The 22,054-nt window shown below is 51.4% G+C and carries 22 protein-coding genes, 1 other RNA gene and 1 other annotated feature; of the genes, 10 read left to right on the top strand and 13 right to left on the bottom strand.

The window, feature by feature from the left end; translation table 11 throughout:
• Window positions 1–11: 11 nt before the first annotated feature.
• Both BZG20_RS10495 and aceK read right to left on the bottom strand, forming a co-directional pair.
• A complete protein-coding gene (locus BZG20_RS10495; RefSeq protein ID WP_046074054.1) occupies window positions 12–485 on the bottom strand; it encodes a hypothetical protein in 474 nt (157 codons plus the stop codon).
• Window positions 486–718: 233 nt separating this feature from the next.
• A complete protein-coding gene (gene aceK, locus BZG20_RS10490) occupies window positions 719–2,458 on the bottom strand; it encodes a bifunctional isocitrate dehydrogenase kinase/phosphatase (protein ID WP_077578956.1) in 1,740 nt (579 codons plus the stop codon).
• A 165-nt stretch (window positions 2,459–2,623) separates the two neighbouring features.
• Window positions 2,624–2,740 (top strand) — a sequence feature (Thr leader region).
• A 24-nt stretch (window positions 2,741–2,764) separates the two neighbouring features.
• Here aceK and thrA point away from each other — a divergent pair.
• The 3 genes from thrA to thrC are packed head-to-tail and all read left to right on the top strand — an operon-like array spanning window position 2,765 to window position 7,466.
• On the top strand, window positions 2,765–5,224 hold the full coding sequence (gene thrA / locus BZG20_RS10485; protein WP_077578955.1) for a bifunctional aspartate kinase/homoserine dehydrogenase I: 2,460 nt from the start codon (window positions 2,765–2,767) through the stop codon (window positions 5,222–5,224).
• A 2-nt stretch (window positions 5,225–5,226) separates the two neighbouring features.
• Window positions 5,227–6,186: a homoserine kinase gene (thrB, locus tag BZG20_RS10480; RefSeq protein WP_077578954.1), complete on the top strand. Its 960-nt coding sequence runs from the start codon at window positions 5,227–5,229 to the stop codon at window positions 6,184–6,186.
• Window positions 6,183–7,466 carry a threonine synthase gene (thrC, locus tag BZG20_RS10475; RefSeq protein ID WP_077578953.1) on the top strand — a complete coding sequence of 428 codons (1,284 nt, stop codon included), beginning with the start codon at window positions 6,183–6,185 and terminating at the stop codon, window positions 7,464–7,466. The genes thrB and thrC overlap by 4 nt, the downstream gene beginning before the upstream one ends.
• Before the next feature lie 96 nt (window positions 7,467–7,562).
• Here the strand turns inward: thrC and grcA are convergent, their stop codons facing one another.
• On the bottom strand, window positions 7,563–7,940 hold the full coding sequence (grcA, locus tag BZG20_RS10470; RefSeq protein WP_046074059.1) for an autonomous glycyl radical cofactor GrcA: 378 nt from the start codon (window positions 7,938–7,940) through the stop codon (window positions 7,563–7,565).
• A gap of 597 nt (window positions 7,941–8,537) precedes the next feature.
• Here grcA and ung point away from each other — a divergent pair.
• The gene (ung, locus tag BZG20_RS10465; protein WP_046074060.1) at window positions 8,538–9,221 is read left to right on the top strand and encodes a uracil-DNA glycosylase; all 684 of its coding nucleotides are present in this window, start codon (window positions 8,538–8,540) and stop codon (window positions 9,219–9,221) included.
• A 73-nt stretch (window positions 9,222–9,294) separates the two neighbouring features.
• Here the strand turns inward: ung and BZG20_RS10460 are convergent, their stop codons facing one another.
• Entirely contained in the window at window positions 9,295–9,474 is a 180-nt protein-coding gene (locus BZG20_RS10460; protein ID WP_046074061.1) for a DUF3545 family protein, read from the bottom strand.
• Window positions 9,475–9,717: 243 nt separating this feature from the next.
• Here BZG20_RS10460 and BZG20_RS10455 point away from each other — a divergent pair, with 243 nt between their 5' ends.
• Window positions 9,718–11,142 (top strand): sodium:alanine symporter family protein, encoded by a 1,425-nt coding sequence (locus tag BZG20_RS10455; protein WP_077578952.1) that lies wholly within the window; start codon window positions 9,718–9,720, stop codon window positions 11,140–11,142.
• Between the two features lie 94 nt (window positions 11,143–11,236).
• Entirely contained in the window at window positions 11,237–12,010 is a 774-nt protein-coding gene (gene yaaA, locus BZG20_RS10450; RefSeq protein ID WP_046074063.1) for a peroxide stress protein YaaA, read from the top strand.
• 71 nt (window positions 12,011–12,081) lie between these two features.
• Here the strand turns inward: yaaA and serA are convergent, their stop codons facing one another.
• The 5 genes from serA to zapA form a co-directional block, all read right to left on the bottom strand.
• A complete protein-coding gene (gene serA / locus BZG20_RS10445) occupies window positions 12,082–13,314 on the bottom strand; it encodes a phosphoglycerate dehydrogenase (protein ID WP_046074064.1) in 1,233 nt (410 codons plus the stop codon).
• A gap of 353 nt (window positions 13,315–13,667) precedes the next feature.
• Window positions 13,668–14,327 carry a ribose-5-phosphate isomerase RpiA gene (gene rpiA, locus BZG20_RS10435; protein ID WP_046074066.1) on the bottom strand — a complete coding sequence of 220 codons (660 nt, stop codon included), beginning with the start codon at window positions 14,325–14,327 and terminating at the stop codon, window positions 13,668–13,670.
• Between the two features lie 56 nt (window positions 14,328–14,383).
• Window positions 14,384–14,983 (bottom strand): 5-formyltetrahydrofolate cyclo-ligase, encoded by a 600-nt coding sequence (locus tag BZG20_RS10430; protein WP_077578951.1) that lies wholly within the window; start codon window positions 14,981–14,983, stop codon window positions 14,384–14,386.
• Between the two features lie 33 nt (window positions 14,984–15,016).
• Window positions 15,017–15,199: non-coding RNA, 6S RNA (ssrS, locus tag BZG20_RS10425), on the bottom strand.
• Window positions 15,200–15,202: 3 nt separating this feature from the next.
• Entirely contained in the window at window positions 15,203–15,508 is a 306-nt protein-coding gene (gene zapA / locus BZG20_RS10420; protein ID WP_046074068.1) for a cell division protein ZapA, read from the bottom strand.
• Between the two features lie 458 nt (window positions 15,509–15,966).
• Between zapA and BZG20_RS10415 the strand changes: the two genes are divergently transcribed.
• The 4 genes from BZG20_RS10415 (at window position 15,967) to gcvH (ending at window position 19,571) form a co-directional block, all read left to right on the top strand.
• Entirely contained in the window at window positions 15,967–16,542 is a 576-nt protein-coding gene (locus BZG20_RS10415; protein ID WP_046074213.1) for a UPF0149 family protein, read from the top strand.
• A gap of 57 nt (window positions 16,543–16,599) precedes the next feature.
• Window positions 16,600–17,790: a 2-octaprenyl-6-methoxyphenyl hydroxylase gene (gene ubiH / locus BZG20_RS10410; RefSeq protein WP_077578949.1), complete on the top strand. Its 1,191-nt coding sequence runs from the start codon at window positions 16,600–16,602 to the stop codon at window positions 17,788–17,790.
• The gene (locus tag BZG20_RS10405) at window positions 17,787–19,022 is read left to right on the top strand and encodes an FAD-dependent 2-octaprenylphenol hydroxylase (RefSeq protein WP_077578948.1); all 1,236 of its coding nucleotides are present in this window, start codon (window positions 17,787–17,789) and stop codon (window positions 19,020–19,022) included. Before ubiH ends, BZG20_RS10405 begins: the two co-directional genes overlap by 4 nt.
• A 159-nt stretch (window positions 19,023–19,181) precedes the next feature.
• Window positions 19,182–19,571, top strand: a complete 390-nt coding sequence (gene gcvH / locus BZG20_RS10400) for a glycine cleavage system protein GcvH (RefSeq protein WP_321166657.1) — start codon at window positions 19,182–19,184, stop codon at window positions 19,569–19,571.
• Window positions 19,572–19,669: 98 nt separating this feature from the next.
• Here gcvH and BZG20_RS10395 read toward each other — a convergent pair whose 3' ends face one another.
• The 4 genes from BZG20_RS10395 to BZG20_RS10380 form a co-directional block, all read right to left on the bottom strand.
• On the bottom strand, window positions 19,670–19,915 hold the full coding sequence (locus BZG20_RS10395; RefSeq protein WP_077578947.1) for a DUF1107 domain-containing protein: 246 nt from the start codon (window positions 19,913–19,915) through the stop codon (window positions 19,670–19,672).
• Window positions 19,916–20,033: 118 nt separating this feature from the next.
• Window positions 20,034–20,570 carry an N-acetyltransferase gene (locus BZG20_RS10390; RefSeq protein ID WP_046074073.1) on the bottom strand — a complete coding sequence of 179 codons (537 nt, stop codon included), beginning with the start codon at window positions 20,568–20,570 and terminating at the stop codon, window positions 20,034–20,036.
• On the bottom strand, window positions 20,570–21,541 hold the full coding sequence (locus BZG20_RS10385; protein ID WP_046074074.1) for a LysR family transcriptional regulator: 972 nt from the start codon (window positions 21,539–21,541) through the stop codon (window positions 20,570–20,572). The genes BZG20_RS10390 and BZG20_RS10385 overlap by 1 nt, the downstream gene beginning before the upstream one ends.
• 8 nt (window positions 21,542–21,549) lie before the next feature.
• Window positions 21,550–22,053 carry a YbaK/EbsC family protein gene (locus BZG20_RS10380; protein WP_077578946.1) on the bottom strand — a complete coding sequence of 168 codons (504 nt, stop codon included), beginning with the start codon at window positions 22,051–22,053 and terminating at the stop codon, window positions 21,550–21,552.
• Window position 22,054 lies beyond the last annotated feature (1 nt).

Below are 22,054 nucleotides of genomic sequence, written 5' to 3'. Positions count from 1 at the left end.
TGGGCGGCGGGTTAAAAGTGCAATCCAACCCCGAGTTGGTAAATCGATTCGGGGGAGGTTTCGGGACGAAACTCGACATCTAGCCCGGCATTCACATCAATTGACTCACTCAACTGGTAGCGACTGCTGACGCCCCACTGATTGATCAGGGTATCGTCATTATCGCGGCTAATTTGGCTCGAAAGACGCAGCTTGTCGGTAAAACGGTATTCAATCCCGCTTAACAACCCTTGTTGCGTGGTGTGTTGGTCGTTTTCGCTTTTCAGTTGCGTGCCCATATAAACAGATACATTACTGAGTGGGTAACGATAGCCTGACTGAATGGTCCAACTGTCAAAACCTTGTGTGGCCGATGGGATAGACTGAATAAAGAAGTGATCAGCTGTCCCAGCTGGCAGCGTTTGCCAAGTTAACGGTTGGCCCCACGCAGGCGCTGCCACAGCTTGTAAGACGAGGGTCAACAGTCCTAGTTGTTTTATACTCAAATCCTGTGCCTCATTGTTCTTTTTAGGCTTAGCTCAGTCTTAGAAGACGCTGATGCGTTGCGATCAGTGTAGACAAAAAATAGATACTACTGCCGAATTTTGTCTCTCTCCTCATGCGTGCCGATAACGGTCGATAGACTAAACTGCCAATATATTGACGATTTGCCACTTTATTGGCGCACAAAGGCGGTAAATCGCCAGTGTGCGGTTAACACATGATGACTGAGCAAATATTAGGCCGTTTTTGGTGAGAGCGTCGCGTGTCCTAACCGGTTTTCTTCACTGTAGGGACGCACATCATGAAAATGCCCGGCCTTTACCTGGCTTTGCAGTTGCTGCCAATAACCAGCTTCAAACAGCTCTGGGTGGAGGCGATCAAACTCGTCGGCAACGGTACGATTAACCAGTAAAAATGTGCGAAATTCTTCTGGGAATACGTCATTGTCGCCCACGCTGTACCAAGGCTCTGCAGCCAGTTCATCTTCTGGGTAGCGAGGTGGCGGAATATGGCGAAAGTTTASCTCAGTGAGATACGCTATCTCATCGTAATCATAGAAAATGACCCGATTGTGACGACTGACCCCAAAGTTTTTAAACAGCATATCGCCGGCAAAGATGTTGGCGGCGGCTAATTCTTTGAGTGCATCGCCATATTCTTGTACGGCTTGGGTGATCGCGTCCGGCTCGGCTTTTTCGAGATAAATATTTAACGGGATCATGCGCCTTTCCATGTAGAGATGGCGAATGCGCACTTCGTTGTCGGTGACGTTAACGCAGGAGGGGGCAACCTCGAGGAGTTCATCAATTAAGGCGTCACTAAAGCGGTCACGGGGAAAAATAAAGTTACGGTATTCTTGGGTATCGGCCATGCGTCCAACCCGATCGTGTTCTTTAACCAGGCGGTACTTTTCCCTTACTTGGGCGTGGGTCATTTGCTTTTGCGGGGCAAACTTGTCTTTGATGATCTTAAACACAAACCCATAGGAAGGCAGAGTAAATACCGACATCACCATTCCTTTGACCCCAGGCGCGATATCAAACAAGTCATCCGAGTTATCCAGGTGGTAAAGAAACTCACGGTATAGCTCGGTTTTTCCGTGCTTCTGGCAACCAATCGCGGTGTAGAGCTCAGCGGGCGTTTTGTTGGGCATCAGCTGGTTAAGGAAGTCCACCAACGCCGCCGGCACAGGGGCGTAGACCATGAAGTACGAGCGGGCAAAACCAAACACGATGCTGACATCATCACTGTCGGTAATACAGGCGTCTATGTATAGCTCCCCTTGCTCGGAGATCGCGAGCGGCAGCACCAAAGGCCGGCGCTGGTTAGCCATATCGAGTCGGCCGATAAGGTAAGCGCCTTTATTACGGAAAAAAGGCTGACGAACCATTTCTAGGGTAAAGCTCATGGTAAGTTGCGGGCCAAACCGCGCTTGGAGTATTTGTGTCACACGTTTGAGATCGCCGCTTTTATCCTGCCAAGGTAGGGTAAACGGGGTGCTATCGAGCATCCGCTCTAAGGTGGCGTAAATGCCGGCTTGGGATTGGAAGCGTCTTAATAAAGGGGTTGGATATTTGGGGATCCGTCCCCCTTGGGAGCTTTGCACGAACAGCTTATCGCGACGGATATTGCGGTGTTCAAAGATCCGGCAATACACAGAGTTAAAGAAACTCTCGGCGATATCGTAACGCGGGTAGTCATCAAGCAAGGTGACATAAGCCGCTTTGACTGCCATCAAAAAGGAGCGTGTGGCGTGCGCTTTGCCGAGCATGGCTCCTAATTGTTGACTGACCAAACCAACATGATGGTCGTAGAACTGGATACGCGTTTTGAGCGCTTGTTGAACACTTTTCCAGTCTTGTTGCTCAAAGCGCTCCTGCGCACCGGAGGTGACATCGAGAAACCGGCCATACATAGCATCCGAGCCTTGTAGTATGGTATTGGCGACTAATTGGGCCATCGCTTCTTGGGTCATTCGCGCTCCTTGCGATCTGGTTGCTCCCTTGTTCAAGCTCGCAGAGTTTTGTTGAAAAAGCAATCAGGATCACTTTTTTGTTGACCTAAGCAACATGATTCGATACACCTAGAGAGAATCAAACAAAACAAATGATATACGCAACACACATGCAACTAACGATCAGCACCCAGACCACCACAACCACCATTATTATTACTGGCACATCATGTGTTGGTGCGGGCTGATACGCACAGAATTTCCAAAAAAGCCCGTACCTTCCCAGGTACGGGCTTTTTTTTATCTTAAAAGAGAGGTCCCAAACGGATGCGAGTTTTAAAATTTGGTGGCACGTCGCTGGCCGATGCTGAGCGCTTCAGTCGCGCTGCCGATATCATTGTCAGTAACCAGGGGCAGAGCGAGGTGTCTGCCGTGTTATCCGCCCCAGCGAAGGTGACAAACATCCTCGTTTCAGTGGTTGAGAACACGGTCAAACATGGTGAAGCGGAATTGCCGCTTAAAGAGCTAGAGCAGCTTTTCGTCGGCTTGTTTCATGGCCTAGCGGAGCGTCAACCCAACCTCGATACCCAGCCACTTTTCGATAAATTAACGCGCAGTCTCGGCCAGCTTCGCCAATATGTGCATGGCATGAGCTTATTGGGCTTATGCCCAGATAGCACCTATGCACGTGTCGTCAGTAAAGGTGAGCGTTTGTCGGTCGCAGCGATGCATGCACTACTCGAGGCGCGTGGGTATGCAGTGTTCGATATTGACCCGGTGGAATACTTTGCCGCGTCGGGCAGTCACTTAAGTGCTGAAGTCGACATCGAAGTTTCATCGCAACGTTTCAAACAATCGCCCATCCCAGCGAAACACATTGGTCTAATGCCAGGGTTTATGGCGGGGAATGAAAATGGCGAGCTGGTGACCCTAGGACGGAATGGCTCAGACTACTCTGCCGCGGTACTCGCAGCGTGTGTACGTGCCGAGTGTTGCGAGATTTGGACAGATGTCGATGGGGTGTACAACTGTGACCCTCGCCTCGTACCGGATGCGCGCTTGCTAAAATCGCTGAGCTATCAAGAAGCGATGGAGCTGTCTTACTTTGGCGCGAAAGTGTTACACCCCAAAACCATCGCACCGATTGCGCGCTTTCATATCCCTTGTTTAATTRAAAACGCGGCGAACCCGCAAGCAGAAGGCACCTTAATTGGTGAGGATAGCGGGGAGGACAAGCTTGCGATTAAGGGCATCACCACCTTAAGCGATTTGAGCATGGTCAACCTATCAGGCCCGGGTATGAAAGGCATGGTAGGGATGGCATCACGCGTATTTGGTGCGATGTCATCGGCGGGGGTGTCGATTGTGTTGATTACCCAATCCTCTTCTGAGTACAGCATCAGTTTTTGTATTCAAAGCCAGGACAAAGAAAAAGCCGACAAGGTGCTGAGTAATCATTTTGAGCTTGAACTGAAAGATGGTCTGCTTGAGCCTGTCGAGTTTATGGATAATTTGTCGATTGTCTCTTTGGTGGGCGATGGCATGCGCACATCGAAAGGTGTTGCCTCGCGCTTTTTCACCTCGTTGGCAGAAGTCAATGTCAATATCGTTGCGATTGCTCAAGGTTCATCGGAACGCGCTATTTCTGCGGTGGTGCCTTCAGAGCGAGTCTCTGAGGCGGTTAAAGCCTGTCATGAGAATTTATTTAATAGCCAGCATCATTTGGATGTGTTTATCGTCGGTGTCGGTGGCGTGGGGGGGGAGCTGATTGAGCAAATCCGCCGCCAACAAGCCAAGCTCCAGCAACAAGGCATTGTCATGCGGGTCTGTGGCTTAGCGAACAGCAAAGGGATGTGGCTTAACAGCCAAGGCATTGATCTAAATAGCTGGCGCGATGAACTCCCCAACCACCTGTCTACGTTCAGCTTAGCGGGGATGATCCAGCTAGTTCAGCGTAATCATATCATTAACCCTGTGTTGATCGATTGCACCGCCGATCAGCAGGTCGCCGATCAATATGCTGATTTCTTGCGTGCAGGCTTTCACGTGATTACCCCTAATAAGAAAGCCAATACCAGCAGCATGGCTTACTATCACCAGTTGCGTCAGGCGGCCCGCGCGACGCACCGCAAATTTATGTATGAGACCACAGTGGGCGCAGGCCTGCCGGTGATTGAAAACCTACAAAACTTGATTGCGGCAGGGGATGAGCTGTCACGCTTTTCTGGGATCTTATCGGGATCGCTTTCCCACATTTTCGGCAAGTTAGATGACGGCGCCAGCTTTAGTGAGGCGACCAAGGTCGCGCGTGAAAACGGTTTTACTGAGCCGGATCCGCGTGACGATCTGTCGGGTATGGACGTGGCACGTAAGCTGTTGATTCTGGCACGTGAAGCTGGCATGGAGCTTGAGCTTGATGATGTTGAGGTCGAACCTGCGCTTCCGCCTGGCTTTGATCAGTCCGGTGATGTGGAAACCTTTATGGCGCGTTTGCCGCAAGCCGATGAATATTTTAAACAATGGTCCGAGGCTGCCGCCAAAGAAGGCAAAGTATTGCGCTATATTGGTGGTATCGAAGAAGGACGCTGTTTCGTCAAAATCCAAGCGGTATCTGACGATGACCCCATGAACAAAATCAAAGAGGGTGAGAACGCATTGGCTTTTTATAGCCGGTACTATCAGCCGATTCCTTTGGTGCTGCGAGGCTATGGCGCGGGAACCGCAGTGACCGCCGCCGGGGTGTTTGCGGACTTAATGCGTACACTGGGTTGGAAGTTAGGAGTCTAGTTATGGCAGTCCGTGTTTATGCACCTGCATCGATTGGTAATGTCAGTGTGGGATTCGATGTCTTAGGGGCAGCGGTGAGTCCTGTCGACGGTAGTTTATTGGGCGATGTGGTGGAAGTGGCAGACGGTGGAAACCACGCTTTTTCATTGCGCTGCCAAGGCCGCTTTATCGATAAGCTACCCGCTAATCAGCAGGATAATATCGTTTATCAGGCGTACTTGGCCTATGCCGAGGCGCTTAAAAGCCATGACTTGGCGGTGAAACCCGTTGCCATGGTGCTTGAAAAGAATATGCCGATTGGGTCAGGACTTGGCTCCAGTGCATGCTCGATTGTCGCCGCGCTCGATGCGTTGAATCGCTTTCATGACCATGCGCTCGATGAGACTCGCATGTTAGCGCTGATGGGAGAGATGGAAGCGTCCATCTCCGGTAGCTTACATTATGACAATGTCGCGCCTTGTTATCTTGGTGGCGTGCAGCTCATGCTGGAAAGCCAAGGGGTGATCAGTCAAGCGGTGCCACACTTTGAAAACTGGTATTGGGTGATGGCGTATCCGGGCATCAAGGTGTCAACGGCAGAAGCACGCACCATCTTGCCCGCCCAGTATCGCCGGCAAGATGTGATCGCCCATGGGCGCTATCTCGGCGGCTTTATTCATGCGTGTCACACGCAACAGCCTAAGCTCGCGGCGAGTTTAATTTGCGATGTGATTGCTGAACCGTACCGACAAAAACTGCTGCCGGGGTTTGTTGAAGCGCGCGAGTATGCCGCCAGTTGTGGCGCATTGGCGACGGGGATTTCCGGTTCAGGGCCAACCCTATTTAGCATTTGTGACGATAGACAGGTGGCAGAGCGTGTCGCGCAATGGTTACGCGAGCACTATATACAAAATGATGATGGCTTTGTTCATGTATGTCGCATTGATGGACAGGGCGCGAAAGAAATAGGAAGTCAGGCATGAAGCTTTATAACATCAAAGATCACAGTGAAACCGTGTCATTCTCTCAGGCGGTCCAGCAAGGTTTAGGTCGTGGCCAAGGGCTCTTTTTTCCCGAGAGCTTGCCCCACTTCGACGACATCGAGGCATTACTGGCCATGCCTTTGGTGGCGCGCAGTAGCGAAATTTTATCTGCATTAATTGGCGATGAGCTGCCTAAACAGCAAGTGAGTGAACTGGTTAAAAACGCATTTAGCTTTGCCGCACCGCTTACCCAGGTGAAAGATAATATTCACGCGCTAGAGCTTTTCCATGGCCCGACGCTCGCCTTTAAAGACTTTGGTGGCCGTTTTATGGCGCAGTCGCTGGCAGCGGTCTCTGATGGCAAAAAGATCACCATCCTCACGGCAACATCTGGGGATACCGGGGCGGCTGTTGCCCATGCGTTCTACGGTATTGATAATATCGATGTCGTCATCTTGTACCCGAAAGGCAAAATCAGCCCGCTGCAGGAAAAACTCTTTTGCACACTCGGCGGCAATATCCATACGGTCGCGATTAATGGCACCTTTGACGATTGTCAAAGCATGGTCAAGCAAGCCTTTGATGATAGCGAGCTTCGTCAGGCCATTGGTCTTAACTCGGCTAACTCCATCAACATTAGCCGCTTAATGGCCCAGATTTGTTACTACTTCGAGGCGGTGGCGCAGCTCCCTCCGCATAAACGCGATCAGGTGGTGATATCGGTGCCAAGTGGTAACTTTGGTAACCTCACGGCCGGTTTGCTTGCTAAAGCGATGGGGCTGCCGATTAAGCGCTTTATTGCGGGTACCAATGCCAATGACACGGTACCGCGCTATTTGGACTCGGGGGAATGGTCTCCGCAGCAAACGGTCGCCACCTTATCCAATGCCATGGACGTGAGTCAGCCTAACAACTGGCCACGTATCGAAGAGCTTTTCCGCCGAGAGCAGTGGACGTTGAGTGAACTTGCCTCAGGGCGTGCTGACGATGAGGAAACGGCTGAGAGCTTAAAATCGCTCTCTCACGCGGGCTATTTGTGTGAACCGCATGGTGCGATTGCTTACCGTCTGCTGGCTGAGCAGCTTGAACCAGGAGAAGAGGGGATCTTCTTGTGCACCGCCCACCCGGCGAAATTTAAAGAGTCGGTGGATGCCATTTTGGATAAAGATATCCCCCTGCCTGGGCCGCTCGCGAAACACGCGAAAATGACGCTGCTTTCTCGTGAGCAAGAGGCGGATTTCCAAGTGCTACGAGACTACCTATTAGACATTAATGGCTAACGGGTAGAAGCAACGCACTCCAGCCTATGCCTGAAAAAAAACAGCCCGCGATAGCGGGCTGTTTCAGTGTAAGCGCTCTTGCGAAAAGCAATGCGCTTATAGTGAGCTGGTAAAGGTACGTGTAATGACGTCGCGCTGCTGTTCAGGCGTCAGTGAGTTAAAACGTACCGCATAACCGGAGACGCGAATGGTCAGCTGTGGGTATTTCTCTGGGTGCTTTGCTGCATCTTCCAGCGTTTCACGCTTCAATACGTTGACGTTAAGATGCTGGCCGCCTTCGTTGACCGCTTGTGTCTCGATATTCACCTCGCGGTAATCGAATTCACCCAAAGAAGATAGGGCAACTTCCTGATCCGCTTCAAAGCCTTGTTTAGCACAAACACAACGCGCTTGATCGGTGTCTTTATCAATCAACCAAATAGAATTAACGAGTTCATCATTGGCCGCTGAGGTTACTTGAATACCAGTGATCATGGCCTATCCCCTTTTATGATAGTGACTTTTATGATGTAAGATTTCATCATTTAGAGTGCCTATATATACCCTTTAAAGAGTGGGGTTTTATTGACCTGAATCAAGTTTACCTCATAATTAACATTATGATATTTATCTTATATCAATCTTTTTTGAACTACAGTGAGGACTGTAGCACGGCTGCTTCCGCACTGCGAGTCTCACGGGGATTTTTTGATTCAAAATGTAGTAATTAAATTACAAATGAAAGTGATGTGTGCGCAAACAAGTGTGCGTAAAAAAGAGGCAAATTTGCACCACTTGTGCTCATTGTGTGACTTAGGGTGATCAGCTTATAGGCTAACACCATGAATTTATTGCTTTTATAAAGTTGGCATTAAAATTTCATTGCTAATGATGAATCCACAATGATGAGGAATGCCCCATGATTAAGCCAACCATGACGCGTGCGAGCTTACCGACCCCTAACCGCGCGGTACAAGGCCGCTGTCAGCGTCATTACCATTCACACACCGAACGAACAAAAGATCGTTGCACACACTGATTTTGCCATGCTGCCTCGTTAGAATAGCGCCAATATAATCAAAAGGAGCAACCATGACTCAGGCGCAAACGTGGCAGCAAGTATTGGCTGATGAGAAACAACAAGCGTATTTCCGAGAAACCCTTGCCTATGTTGAACAAGCACGTGCCAAGGGGGTGACGGTTTTTCCTCCGAAGGAAGATGTGTTTAATGCCTTTCGTTACACCGAGTTGGGCGAGGTGAAAGTCGTGATTCTGGGTCAAGATCCTTATCACGGGCCGAACCAAGCTCACGGGCTGTGCTTTTCTGTGCGACCGGGTGTGAAAACACCACCGTCATTGGTCAATATCTACAAGGAGCTTGCCACCGATATTGAAGGCTTTACGCCACCTTCTCACGGTTACTTGAAAAGCTGGGCGGAACAAGGTGTGTTGTTGCTTAATACTGTGCTCACCGTTGAGCAAGGAAAAGCGCACTCACACGCCAAACTGGGTTGGGAAACCTTTACTGATCGTGTCATCGATGCGGTAAATCAGCAGTGCCAAGGCGTGGTGTTCTTATTATGGGGCGCGCACGCCCAGAAAAAAGGTAAAGCGATCGATCGTCAGCGCCACCATGTGCTCACCGCGCCTCACCCGTCACCGCTGTCAGCGCATCGTGGCTTTTTTGGTTGTCAGCACTTTTCACAAACCAATGCGTTGCTTCAGGCGCAAGGGAAGACGCCCATTGATTGGCAGCCTTATCTCGAGGCGGAGTAGGCGCAGTCGCTGAGGAGCGATGAAAAAAAGGTGCTCGGTGAGCACCTTTTAGCAATCCTATGTTGAGGGTGAGTTAATCGAGGTCCAGTTGAGAGAAATCGCCAAAAATATCGATTTCTTCCAATTCTTTTTTTAGCCGCTGTTTGTCTTTCAGCGCTTCAATTTCTCTCCATTTACGTTTGACTGGTTTCGCGCGTCCGTTGCGTTGTGGCTTGTCTTGCTCGAACAGATCGTTAAAGGCAATGTTTTCCATAGTCACCTCTTTTTCACCTTGCGGTCAGATTTTAAATACCACAGCTACCCCTAACGTAAAATTGAAGTATTTCTCATTTGTGGCAGTCCGATGAAGTTTTTATGAGACCGCAATCACTGATTTTTAAAATGAGTGACTGTTGCCCCAGCCGTGATGGGTTTGAATTGACCTAGAAGGTGGTTCACGCGAAGATTGCGCCGCATTGATCATTATCCTTACTTAATCACGACGAGGGACAGTCCATTGAGCCTACTCACTTTTATTAATGATCTGATTTGGGGGTCGGTGCTCATTTATGTGCTCATCGGTGGCGGGATCTTTTTTACCTTAAAATTAGGCGGCATTCAGTTTCGTCACTTTTCTCATATGTTTTCTGTCATGCGTCATAGCCGACGCCGTGAGGGGAGCAGCATTTCCTCTTTCCAAGCCTTGTGTACCGGGCTCGCCGCGCGTGTAGGGACGGGCAACATGGCCGGGGTGGCGGTCGCTCTGTCATTAGGTGGCCCGGGGGCAATCTTTTGGATGTGGCTAATGGCATTTCTCGGCATGGCCACGGCCTTTGCAGAGAGTACGCTGGCGCAAGTGTATAAGGTACGGGATCCGGACGGCTATTTTCGCGGTGGTCCTGCCTATTACATGGAACATGGCCTAGGAATGCGTTGGATGGGGGTACTCTTCTCCCTATTACTGATTTTGGCATTTGGGCTAGTGTTTAATTCGGTTCAAGCCAACTCTATCTCACAAGCGGCACAAGTGGCATTTTCATGGCCACCGGCCTATGTCGGCGCGGGGTTGGTGCTGGTTAGCGGGTTAATCATTTATGGTGGCTTACGTCAGATAGCGCGCACGGCAGAAGTGATTGTGCCCGTGATGGCGCTGTTATATTTGTCCTTGTCTTTGTATGTGGTGTTAACCCATCTTGATAAAGTGCCAGCGGTATTTTCTTTGATCATAGAAAGTGCATTCGGTCTCCACGAAGCGGCATCAGGCGCTTTGGGCTACACCTTGGCACAAGGCATGATTCAGGGGATTAAACGCGGATTATTCTCTAACGAAGCAGGCATGGGCTCCGCGCCTAATGCGGCGGCTTCAGCGACGCCTTATCCTCCTCATCCTGTTTCTCAGGGTTACGTGCAAATGCTTGGCGTGTTTGTGGATACCTTGGTGATCTGCACTGCTACCGTGGCGATTATTCTGCTATCAGGTGAGTACATTCCCGGCGGCGAAATCACGGGGGTTGAGTTGACTCAGCGGGCGTTAAGCGCACAAGTTGGGGAATGGGGCGAACAGTTTGTGGCGGTCGCCATTTTCTTTTTCGCTTTTACCTCGATCATTGCTAATTATTCGTATGCAGAAACCAATCTGTTGTTTATCAATCATCGGTGTCGTCCGGCATTGCCGTACTTCCGTGCCTTAGTCTTGGGTATGGTCATGTTTGGGGCGCTGGCGGAACTGCCGCTGGTTTGGACTCTCGCGGATGCGTCTATGGGAATGATGGCGCTGGTAAACATGATTGCGATTTTTTTACTTTCGGGCATCGTCAAGCGGCTGGCAAAGGACTATCACACTCAGCGCTCATTGGGGCGGGTACCTGTGTTCGACAGTCGCCGCTTTCCCGAGCTGCACAGTCAGCTTGACGATAAGGCGTGGCCGCTCCCCAAACGTTAGTCACTGATACGCATGATGTGTGGTGGCGGGCGGTGGTTTTTTTATGCGGGAATGATAGGCTTAGCAAAAGATAAATAACAAAAGGGCGAGCAACATGCTGATAGTGGTTTCTCCTGCAAAAACCTTGGATTATGAAACGCCATTGCCGACAGACCGTTATACCCAACCTCAGCTTACTGAACACTCAGAGGCGTTGATTAAGGTTTGCCGTCAGCTTACACCGGCAGACATTGCCTCGCTTATGAAAGTCAGTGATAAAATCGCCAGTCTTAATGCTGTGCGTTTTTCTGAATGGTCTCCTTCTTTTACCCCAGATAATGCACGACCTGCGGCGCTTGCATTTAAAGGGGATGTGTACACAGGGTTAGATGCCAATTCGATGTCCGAGCAAGATTTTGATTGGGCACAAGATCATTTTCGTATGTTATCAGGCTTGTATGGGCTATTGCGGCCGCTCGATCTGATGCAACCGTACCGGTTGGAAATGGGGACCAAGTTGTCGACACCACGAGGCGACAACTTATATCAGTTCTGGGGCGATATCATCACAGAGGCACTGAATGATGATTTGGCGGCACAGGGCAGTGAGCTATTAGTCAACCTTGCCTCCAATGAATACTTTAAAGCGGTCAACAAGAAGGTGCTTAAAGGCGACATCATCACCCCAGTGTTTAAAGATTATAAAAACGGTCAATACAAGGTGATTAGCTTCTATGCCAAAAAAGCCCGTGGCATGATGGCGCGGTATTTGATTGATAAGCGCGCGAGCTCAGTGGCGGACATTAAAGCGTTTAATGTGGCAGGCTATTACTTTAGTGAAGCCGACTCGAAAGACAATGAGCTGGTATTTCTGCGCGACGAGCAATAAGCGGCGCCAGTGATAAAACGCGAACAATTCGAAAAAGCCCCAACAGGGGCTTTTTTCATTTCTGGCTCGAATCAGTGCAATATCCGCGCGCGGATGGTGCCTTCGATCGCTTTAAGCTTTTTCAGTGCCTTGTAGGCATGATCACTGTCTTCAACATCAATCACCACATAACCAATTTGCGACGATGTTTGTAAGTACTGTGCGGCGATGTTGACACCTTCGTCGGCAAAGGTGGTGTTGATTTTGGTCAGCACCCCAGGTCGGTTGGCGTGTATATGCAGTAAGCGCGAGCGGCCTTGATGTTCTGGCAATGACACTTCAGGGAAGTTGACGCACGACAGCGTCGAGCCATTGTCAGAATACTTCACCAGCTTACCGGCTACTTCCAGGCCGATGTTTTCCTGTGCTTCTTGGGTTGAGCCACCAATGTGTGGTGTGAGTAACGCATTATCAAACGCTTGTAGCGGAGAGCTAAATGCGTCTTTATTGGTTTTTGGCTCAACGGGGAAAACATCGATTGCCGCCCCAGCCAAATGCTTGCTTTCTAGCGCGCCGCATAAAGCATCGATATCGACCACCGTACCGCGTGAGGCATTAATAAAGATCGCCCCTGGTTTCATGCGGGCAAAGGCCTCAGCATCAATCATATTCTGCGTGCTTGGCGTCTCGGGGACATGAAGCGAGACAATATCACTGCGATTAAGCAGTTCTGTGAGCGAGTTGACTTGAATGGCGTTCCCTAACGAGAGCTTGTTATCAACATCGTAGTAATACACTCGCATCCCCAAGTTTTCTGCCAAGATACTTAGCTGGGTGCCGATGTGGCCATAGCCAATAATGCCGAGTACCTTCCCGCGAGCCTCAAAGGAGCGATCAGCGGATTTTTGCCATTCACCGCGATGCGCTTTGGCATTTTTTTCGGGGATCCCGCGTAGGAGCAGTAGGATCTCACCTAAAACCAGCTCTGCGACACTGCGGGTGTTGGAGAAAGGTGCGTTAAAAACGGGGATCCCGCGCTTGGCCGCCGCATCAAGGTCCACTTGATTGGTGCCGATACAAAAACAGCCAACCGCGACCAACTTTTTCGCTTTTGCAAAGACGGCTTCCGTTAACTGGGTGCGAGAGCGTAGTCCCACAAAGTGTGCATCTTGGATAGCTTCTTCGAGATCCTCACCGGTGAGTGAGCCTTTATGGTACTCGATGTTGGTGTATCCGGCCTGCTTGAAGGCTTCAACAGCAGTGGGATGGACGCCTTCGAGTAATAGGATTTTGATTTTATTCTTGTCCAGTGAATAGTGTGACATGCGGGCTGTTCTCTTCCTTAGAAACAATAATGGTAGCAATGTTGCGCCTGAGTGCCGGGGCGCATCGTACCTTATTCCCGCGCACGATGGCGACGAGGAGATGCGGTTGATTGACCTGGTCATTAGGTTGATCTTTTACGTCAAAAGACCGCTGGGCATGCGATGTGCCGGTATCAGAACAGTGACCAAGATAACAAAAATTCACATAAGGGGTAAGAATTATCCGTTCTAGGCCATAAAAAAAGCACCTTAAAAAAGGTGCTTTTAACTTATTGATTACACTTAACGCAAACGTTTGGCTTTTCTGGTTACTCACCACCGCGTATAAGCCTCTGATTTGCGGTATTATGCACTCAGTTTGCTACTTTTTTCACACCGGTGTCGGTACCGGTTAACACAATATCTGCGCCGCGATTGGCAAACAGCCCAACGGTGACGACGCCAGGAATGGCATTGATGGCATCTTCTAATCCTTTGGGATCTTGGATTTTCATATTGTGTACGTCGAGAATCACGTTGCCATTGTCCGTGATCACCCCTTGACGGTAACACGGGTCGCCCCCTAGTTTGAGTAATTCACGCGCGACATAAGAGCGTGCCATGGGGATCACTTCAACGGGAAGTGGAAACTCACCCAGCACATCCACATGTTTGGTGTCGTCGATAATACACACAAACTTATCTGCGATCGCCGCGACGATTTTCTCACGCGTCAAGGCAGCACCACCGCCTTTAATCATATGATGACGCGCGTTAATTTCATCCGCACCATCCACATAGATGTCTAAGCTTGCCACCTCATTGGCATCGAGTACCTCAATGCCCAACGCTTTGAGTCGCTCGGTGGAGGCTTCTGAACTTGAGACCGCGCCTTTGATGTGCTCTTTAATGGGCGCAAGGGCATCAATAAAGTAATTAACGGTAGAACCGGTTCCCACGCCGATAATACTGCCCGGCTTGACATATTCCACCGCGGCTTCGCCCGTGGCTTTTTTCTTTTCGTCTTGGGTCATGATAACTCCTGAATCTAGGGGAATGGGCGTGATTATAGCGAAGCCAATAGATGGCGTCAGGGTTTAGGTCGCGAAATACGCGTTGGCCACTGCCAATGTTGGCTGGGGGTTAAAATATGTGGCAAAGGCACATCCCACTGTTCGGTAGGTAACGCTGGCCATTGCTGGCAGTCATGCGCGAGCCCAACCGCGACCGCATCAGGCGCACATAAGCCGAGCGTGCGATCGTAATAGCCTCCTCCCATGCCCAGGCGTTGTCCTTTTGCGTCAAACGCCACCAGCGGCGTCGCAATCACGTCCAGCTTTGCAGTTGGGATTAACGCATTGATATTGAGTGTCGGCTCGGCAATACCATAACCATTGACCCGCATTGGGGTGGTCGGGGTGTAGTGAAGAAACAGTAAGTGACCACAACTAAAGGGATGAATGACGGGCAAGTAGACATTTTTGTTCGCTTTCCAGCACGCCTCAATGACAGGCGTTGTATCTAGCTCGCCATCAAATGAGAGGTACAGGGCGATGTCCGTGGCTTGCTCAACATCAGCAAGCGCCGTAAATCGTTTGGCAACCGCGTCTGCGGCGAACGTTTGTTGCTCTGGAGAAAGCTGACGACGTGCTTCGCGAATAGCATGTCGTATTTGTTGTCTAGGCTGCATAACTGTCCTTGATGCTAGCCGAAGGGTAGAGAAGAAGACCCCGGGGTGCCGTTGGGATCGATGGCCCTTGAACCCGCTGGTTCAAGGCGGGTGGGTAGTATAAGCCGTAGGCTTCTCGGTGCATGCCGAGCTTGCTCAGTAGCCTATAACAACGCACCCTTAGTTTTGCTTATCGGCTCAGGGACGTAGATCCGCTGACAAACACCCCAGGGAATTGGGTTATTCTTGCGATCCTTGCGCTGCCATTGCTTTGTCTAGTTGTGACGTCATCAGGGCGGTCCGTTGCGTGACCTGATCTTGCAATGTCTCTAACGACTGTTTGGCATCATTTAATTCGTGGCAAACATTGAGAGCGGCAATGGCAATTAGCTGCTCTGTATTGCTTACTTTAGTGCGCTCAGCCAGCCGATGCAACCGTTGATCGAACTCGCTTGCTGCATCTTTAAGCGCTTGCTCTTGCCCGGGTGGGCAATTGACGCGAACAAGACGATCTAGAATTTTGATTTCAACCGGTTGTGTGCTCATAGTCCCACGCTGGCTCCTCATCCGGCCCGATTTGTCGAGGGCCCAGTACACAATAATATGGCGCTATTCTAGCAATTATTCTGGTGAATACACTACATCGAAAATCATCTCTGCTACTGGTGCAGGGAATTTGACCAAAACATGACAGCGACATCGCGTCTCGGTAAAGCGGTACCTAGGGCGCAGCGCTAGAGGCGTCGTGAGGTTTGCTCCTTTTCACGACCAAGCGCGCACATTTTTAGACACAAATGTGAGGCGGCTCGCTTGCGACAGTGGCTTCTCGCGGCCAGGGTTGATCCTTGTCATCGTGAGGGCGTCATCTGCACTTATACACTGTCTTGCGTCATCAGTCATGCGTGGTGGGGCATCATACCGTTTTTTATCGCGGTGATTCAGCCTGATGGTGTGAAATGCTAGACTGTGCTTCTTATTTTGATGGCACAGCAAGGGGCAAGATTGTGACTGATACCCGTTTACCCGCTTATGCGACAACAGCAGACACACTGAGGGCTGACAGTTTGGCGGTGACGCCTGCAGAGATGCACGGTTTAATCGCAGGCATGCTCAGTGGTGGACTAGAGCTGGAAGATGGTAGCTGGTTAACCATGCTTTATGATTACACCCACCAAGGGATGGGGTGGCCAACAGAGTCTAAGACGCTTGCCTTGCAAAGCTATCATCAGCTAAAAGCGCAGCTTACCGGCAGTGATCTTGATTTAGATATTTATGTCCCTGACGACGAGCAGTCGGGTGTCGTTGCCCGTGCCGAAGCGCTGGTGGAGTGGATTAACGCGTTTTTAGCGGGGGTGGGACTGATCGGAACCAAAGGGCGTACCTTATCTAAGGATGTGACAGAAGCATTGGGCGATCTCAAAGATGTTGCGCAGCTGGGTGTCGATGAAGATGGCGACATGCAAGAGCAAGCCGAATTACTTGAGCAGGTTGTCGAGCATGTACGCGTATGCAGCATGGTGGTGCACGCAGAACTTGGGGCGCGTCCGGACCGTGACGATACGCCTAAAACATTGCATTAATCTCAATGACGCGTTCAGATTGAGGCGTTAAGTGACTCAGGGTGAGGTAAAAGTGGGATGAAAGCCTATGACATAGTGATCGCAGGCGGCGCAATGGCCGGTGCGACTGCCGCATTGGCCTTAGACACATTGAGTGGCGGCACACTGCGTATTGCCGTGGTCGAGGCAATGGTGCCCGATCACCGCGAACACCCGGGTTACGATGCACGCAGTATCGCATTAGCACAAGGCAGCTGTGCAGCCTTTGCGAGCTTGGGGCTGTGGGACTCACTTGCCCCTTTTGGCACGCCGATTCAGCACATTCATGTGTCTGATCGTGGCCACGCCGGACAAACCCATATTGACGCACAGTCGCAGGGAGTGCCTTATCTTGGCCAAGTTATCGAGTTAGCGGATGCCGGTGCGGTGCTTCACCAAAAGTTACAACACCGCGAGGCGATCGATGTGTTTTGCCCAGATGCCGTGATGGCGATTGAGCGAACGCCGGCGGCGGTAACGGTGAGATTAAAACAGGGGGAGTCACTGACCGCTTCGTTACTTATTGCGGCTGACGGTGGGCGCTCGTCTTGTTGCGCGCAGTTGAAGATGCCATGCAAGCAACACGATTTTGGCCAAGTGGCGGTGATTGCCAATGTCTCGACCGCACTTCCTCATCAAGGACACGCCTTTGAGCGCTTCACGCAAACAGGCCCTGTGGCGCTGTTACCCATGTCGCAAGGACGGTGTTCGTTAGTGTGGTGTGTCACCGCGGAGCAAGCTGATGCGCTGATGCAAATCAGCGATGACGCCTTTCTTCAGCGCCTGCAGCAGGTGTTTGGCTGGCGTTTGGGCAAATTGCTGCATGTTGGAGAGCGCCATGCGTATCCATTGACGCTTAACCAAGTGGTTCGTCCGGTCAGTCATCGTGTGGCCGTGGTGGGGAATGCGGCACAAAGCTTACACCCTATTGCCGGGCAAGGATTTAACCTTGGCTTGCGAGATGTAATGACGTTAGCGCACACGCTGACGGAGGCGGCAAGGCGTGGCGATGATATCGGTGCGATGCCAACATTGATGGCGTACGCCAAACAACGAACACCAGACCGAGATGCCACAGTGGCATTGACATCAGGGTTGGTTCACCTCTTTTCCAATGATAGTCCGCTTCTGGCGGGGGCACGTAATGCCGGGTTAGGGCTGATGTCAGCATTAGAGAGTATGAAGCAACCGCTTGTGCAACGCACCATAGGATGGGTAGAACCGAGATGAAAATGATCAATGCCGACGTGGCCATTGTCGGTGGCGGCATGGTGGGGCTGACACTCGCCGCCTCCCTTGCCGACACGGATTTACGGGTGGTGGTGATAGAAGGTAAAGCGCCTGACACGACCTTAAACGACATACCAGAGAACCGCGTCTCGGCGTTGAGCCGAGCGAGTGAGAACATACTGCGCACCCTGGATGTATGGCCGGGCATCGCCTCACGTCGCGCGGCCAGTTACCAGCAGATGCGGGTGTGGGAGAAAGACAGTTTTGCCGATATTCACTTTGACGCGCAGGCGTTTGGCCAGCAAAACCTCGGCCATATTGTTGAAAACCGTGTGATTCAGTTGGCTTTGCTCGATAAAGTACAAAAGCAGGACAATGTGACTGTGTTGATGCCGGAGCAATGCCAATCCATGCTACAAGGAGAGAGCGAAACTTGGTTACAGCTCGCATCTGGGGGCGGTGTGACGGCGAAACTGGTCGTGGGGGCCGATGGGGCGCGCTCTTGGGTGCGTGAGCAAGCACATTTTCCCTTGGTACAGCGCGACTATGGCCATCATGCGGTGGTGGCGACGGTGCGCACGGTGGAGCCGCACCAGGGCGTTGCGCGTCAAGTGTTTACGCCGGACGGGCCGCTTGCATTCTTACCGCTTTCCGACTCCCATCTGTGCTCGATTGTTTGGTCTATCCCCCCAGAACAAGCGACGGATTATGTCGCGATGGACTCAGCGTCTTTTAACCGCGCCCTAACCGCTGCGTTTGATGCGCAACTTGGCCTTTGTGAGGTGGTAGGCCCACGCGCCAGCTACCCGCTTACCATGCGTTATGCTCAACACTTTGCGGCGGAGCGCCTGGCTTTAGTCGGTGATGCGGCGCACACCATCCACCCTTTGGCTGGACAAGGGGTGAATTTAGGTATGCTCGACGCGGCCGCCTTGGCGCAAACATTGGCCTCACTCGCCGACAAAGGGAAAGACATCGGGCATTATGCCGGTTTGCGCCAGTATGAACGTTGGCGCAAAGCGGAAGCGGCGCAGATGATTGCAGCGATGCAAGGCTTTCGAAGTTTATTTGCGGGCGATAATCCGGTTAAAAAGCTCGTCCGTGGCGTGGGCATGCGCGCCGTCAATCATTTGCCTGGCGCCAAGCAGCCATTTATGGCGCGTGCGCTAGGCCTTGTGGGGACGTTACCCGAGCTGGCTAAGCCGTGTGAGCGAGGCGCGACTTTTTGGTGATTGCGTGATGGCTGAATTGGCGAAAAATAGAGAATATGCTAAATACCACAAAGACCCTCGCCGAGCAGGCAATGGTTGAATGGTGAGTATGATGTTGAATTTACCGACTGACGGTGCGAGTTGTCATTGGGTGTAACAAGGAACAAGACTATGAGTGATATCCCATCTGAATTAAAATTTACCGCGACACATGAGTGGGTTCGCCCTGAAGGGGAAGGCCTATTTACCATTGGTATTTCTGACCACGCCCAGGCGCTGTTAGGGGACATGGTGTTTATCGATTTGCCTGATGAAGATGACACCTTTGATGCGGGTGACGATTGTGCGGTCGCAGAGTCGGTAAAGGCGGCGTCAGATATCTATGCGCCCATCTCTGGTCAGGTCGTGGCCGTCAATGAAGAGTTAGACAGTGCCCCTGAACTGGTTAACAGCGATCCCTACGGTGATGGTTGGTTGTTCCAGATTCAAGCGACAGATGAGTCTGAAATCGATAGCCTGCTTGATGCGCAAAGCTATGAAGAAACGTTAGGCGATCAAGACGCAGACTAAAACGGTCAGGGGTAGCACCTGTGCTATCCGTGTCTTTTTGCTCCCGATAACAAACAGGGGCCCGTCCAACGGGCCCCTGTTTGTATTGTGCGGCCAAGTCAGTAAGTGGTCCGCAACGAGCCAGCTTGTTCTGGTTCTCGCAGCCCTTCTTGATACACATCTCGAATCAAACCGTTAACTTCCTTCACGGTTTGGTAGTGACAGATAGTGGCGTGATCGGGGGCGCTTAACCAACCATTATTAAAATCAAACCGACCGCGTCCGGCGATATATAGGCGCCCTGAGAATAAGCGTGTGACATGTTTGGCGACAAGCTTGGGTGAGTAGCGATTAAAAACGCGCATAACCTCTTCTTACTAATGTTGGTGGTCGTCACCCGGTAGGGGTGTGAAAACGGCACCGATTGTGAAGTGGGTTTATGTCGCGGTGATGACAATGCCTAAAAAAACATTCACTTTATCCTTACCATAAATCCGCCTGGTTGAAGGCATCGACGCAGCACGGTTTGGAGCCTAATGCCGGCAAGTCACTGTCAGTAAGCGACTGGGCCAGCCAACCGTGTGGGTAGCTTAATGTATGTGGTGGCACGATCTCGGTAGGGTCGGCAGCGCGAAACCCTAGCTGGGTGTAGAAAGCAGGATCCCCGTAGGTCATCACCGCCTGATAACCCAAAGTGCGTAGCTGTTGCAGCCCGGCGTTGATTAATGCTTTTCCATGCCCTTGGCGCTGATAATCCGGGTGGATAGCCATCGGAGAGAGCAGCGCTATCTTATCGGTATGCGGGTAGGTCAGCCGTGAGAAAAAGACAGCGCCCACTAAGCTCTCACCCTCAAGGTATCCCCAGCCATGACAGTCTTCACTGGGCGTTTCACCGAGCAGCTTATCCACCAGTTGTCGGATGACTTCACCGGTGTCGGCCCCCTCACTATGCGTGAACGTTTCACTGACCCGTTGCGCCACGTAATCGGGATTAAGGGTCGATAGAGAGACGATGTTCATTAGGTTTCCTTTTGCGAGTGAGACAGGGTTGATGACGTTTTTAGGGAAGCCACGCGCTTGTCGACAATGGTGGTGATCTGATCAATGAGCCACTGCATTTTGGGGTGACCGCTCGCTTGATGTCGCCATGCCAAGCCAATATCAAACCCTGGCACATCAATAGGGGGAGGGCTGAATGCCAGATGGTTAGCGTCGTTAAAGGTATCTAATCGCGCCATAAGCTCTGGGACGGTACAAAGCAGCTGTCGCCCTTTGAGCAGTTGCCTCACCGTGAGAAACCGCTGCGATCCCATCACCACTTGTCGATGATAGCCGAGTGCTGCCAAACGCGCATCTATCGGGCTGGAGAGCTGGCCATATGTGCTAACCAGTGCATGTGGTGTAGCGACAAAATCGGCGAGGGTGATGGGTGTGCCGAGCCCGGTGCTGTGTGGATCAAATAAGCACACATGCTGCTCATGGTATAATACCTGACTATCAAGAATCTCGGTGTTGTCGGGGATCACGCCGATCACCGCGTCGACATCATCGTTTTTAATCGCGTCCAGACAGTGGCGACGGTCAACCGGGCGCAAGCTAAGTTGTGCTAAAGGAAGTTGCTGGTTGAGGGTGTCGAACAGTGCAGGGGCGAAGATAAGCTCAGCGTAGTCGGTGAGCCCAAGGCGGATCTGACCATCAAACAGGACAGGCTCAAAAGCGGGCGGGGTCAGCACGTCCGTGGCGAGGGTGTCGAGTAGCGCCTCAATTTTAGGGGCGATATCTAGTGCGCGAGCAGTGGGTACCATTTGGTGTCCACGCCGCTCAAAAAGGGGATCGTCAAGCATGGTACGCAGACGTGCCAAACTATGGCTCATGGCTGACTGACCCAGAGATAGGCGCTGTGCAGCCCCAGTCACGCTGCGTGTTTCCATTAAAGTGACAAAGGTCACCAACAAGTTGAGATCGTATTTCCGCCAGTGTTTTTGTGCCATCCGTTGGGTCATTCCTTCATTTGATTTGCCCGATTACGACATATCTCGGCACGCAGCGGCTGGCAAAGCGCGAGAAGATCCTTCACGCGCACCCATAATCCGGCATGGGGGTCACCGCTGCTAATAGTGACAGTTTCATAGTCCCAGATCTGCTCATCAAAGACCAAGGCCAGATCTGGTGAGAGCCCTAGTGGCGCGACAGTACCGCGTGCGTAGCCGGTAGTGCTTTGCACTTGTTGGGCACTGGCAAGTGTCATCCGTCGCCAGCCGAGTCGTTGGCGCACTTTGGGTGGGCTGACTTGCTGATCGCCTGGGACACAAGCCACTGCATAGCGCCCTCCCATATCACGCAACACCATGGTTTTGAGCATTTGAGAAGGATCAATACCACGTTGTATCGCGGTTTCCTCAATCGATTGTGTCGCGCGTGACTGCCACAGCACTTGGTAGCGAATATGGGCGCTATCGAGCGCGGCAGTCACCGGGGTTTGCCAATTAGGATCCGCGTACACG

Origin of the sequence: Salinivibrio sp. IB868, assembly GCF_001995655.1 — a bacterium.
Lineage (GTDB): Bacteria > Pseudomonadota > Gammaproteobacteria > Enterobacterales > Vibrionaceae > Salinivibrio > Salinivibrio siamensis.
The sequence above is the reverse complement of the archived record's forward strand: the minus strand, read 5'-3'. Positions and strand labels throughout refer to the sequence as shown.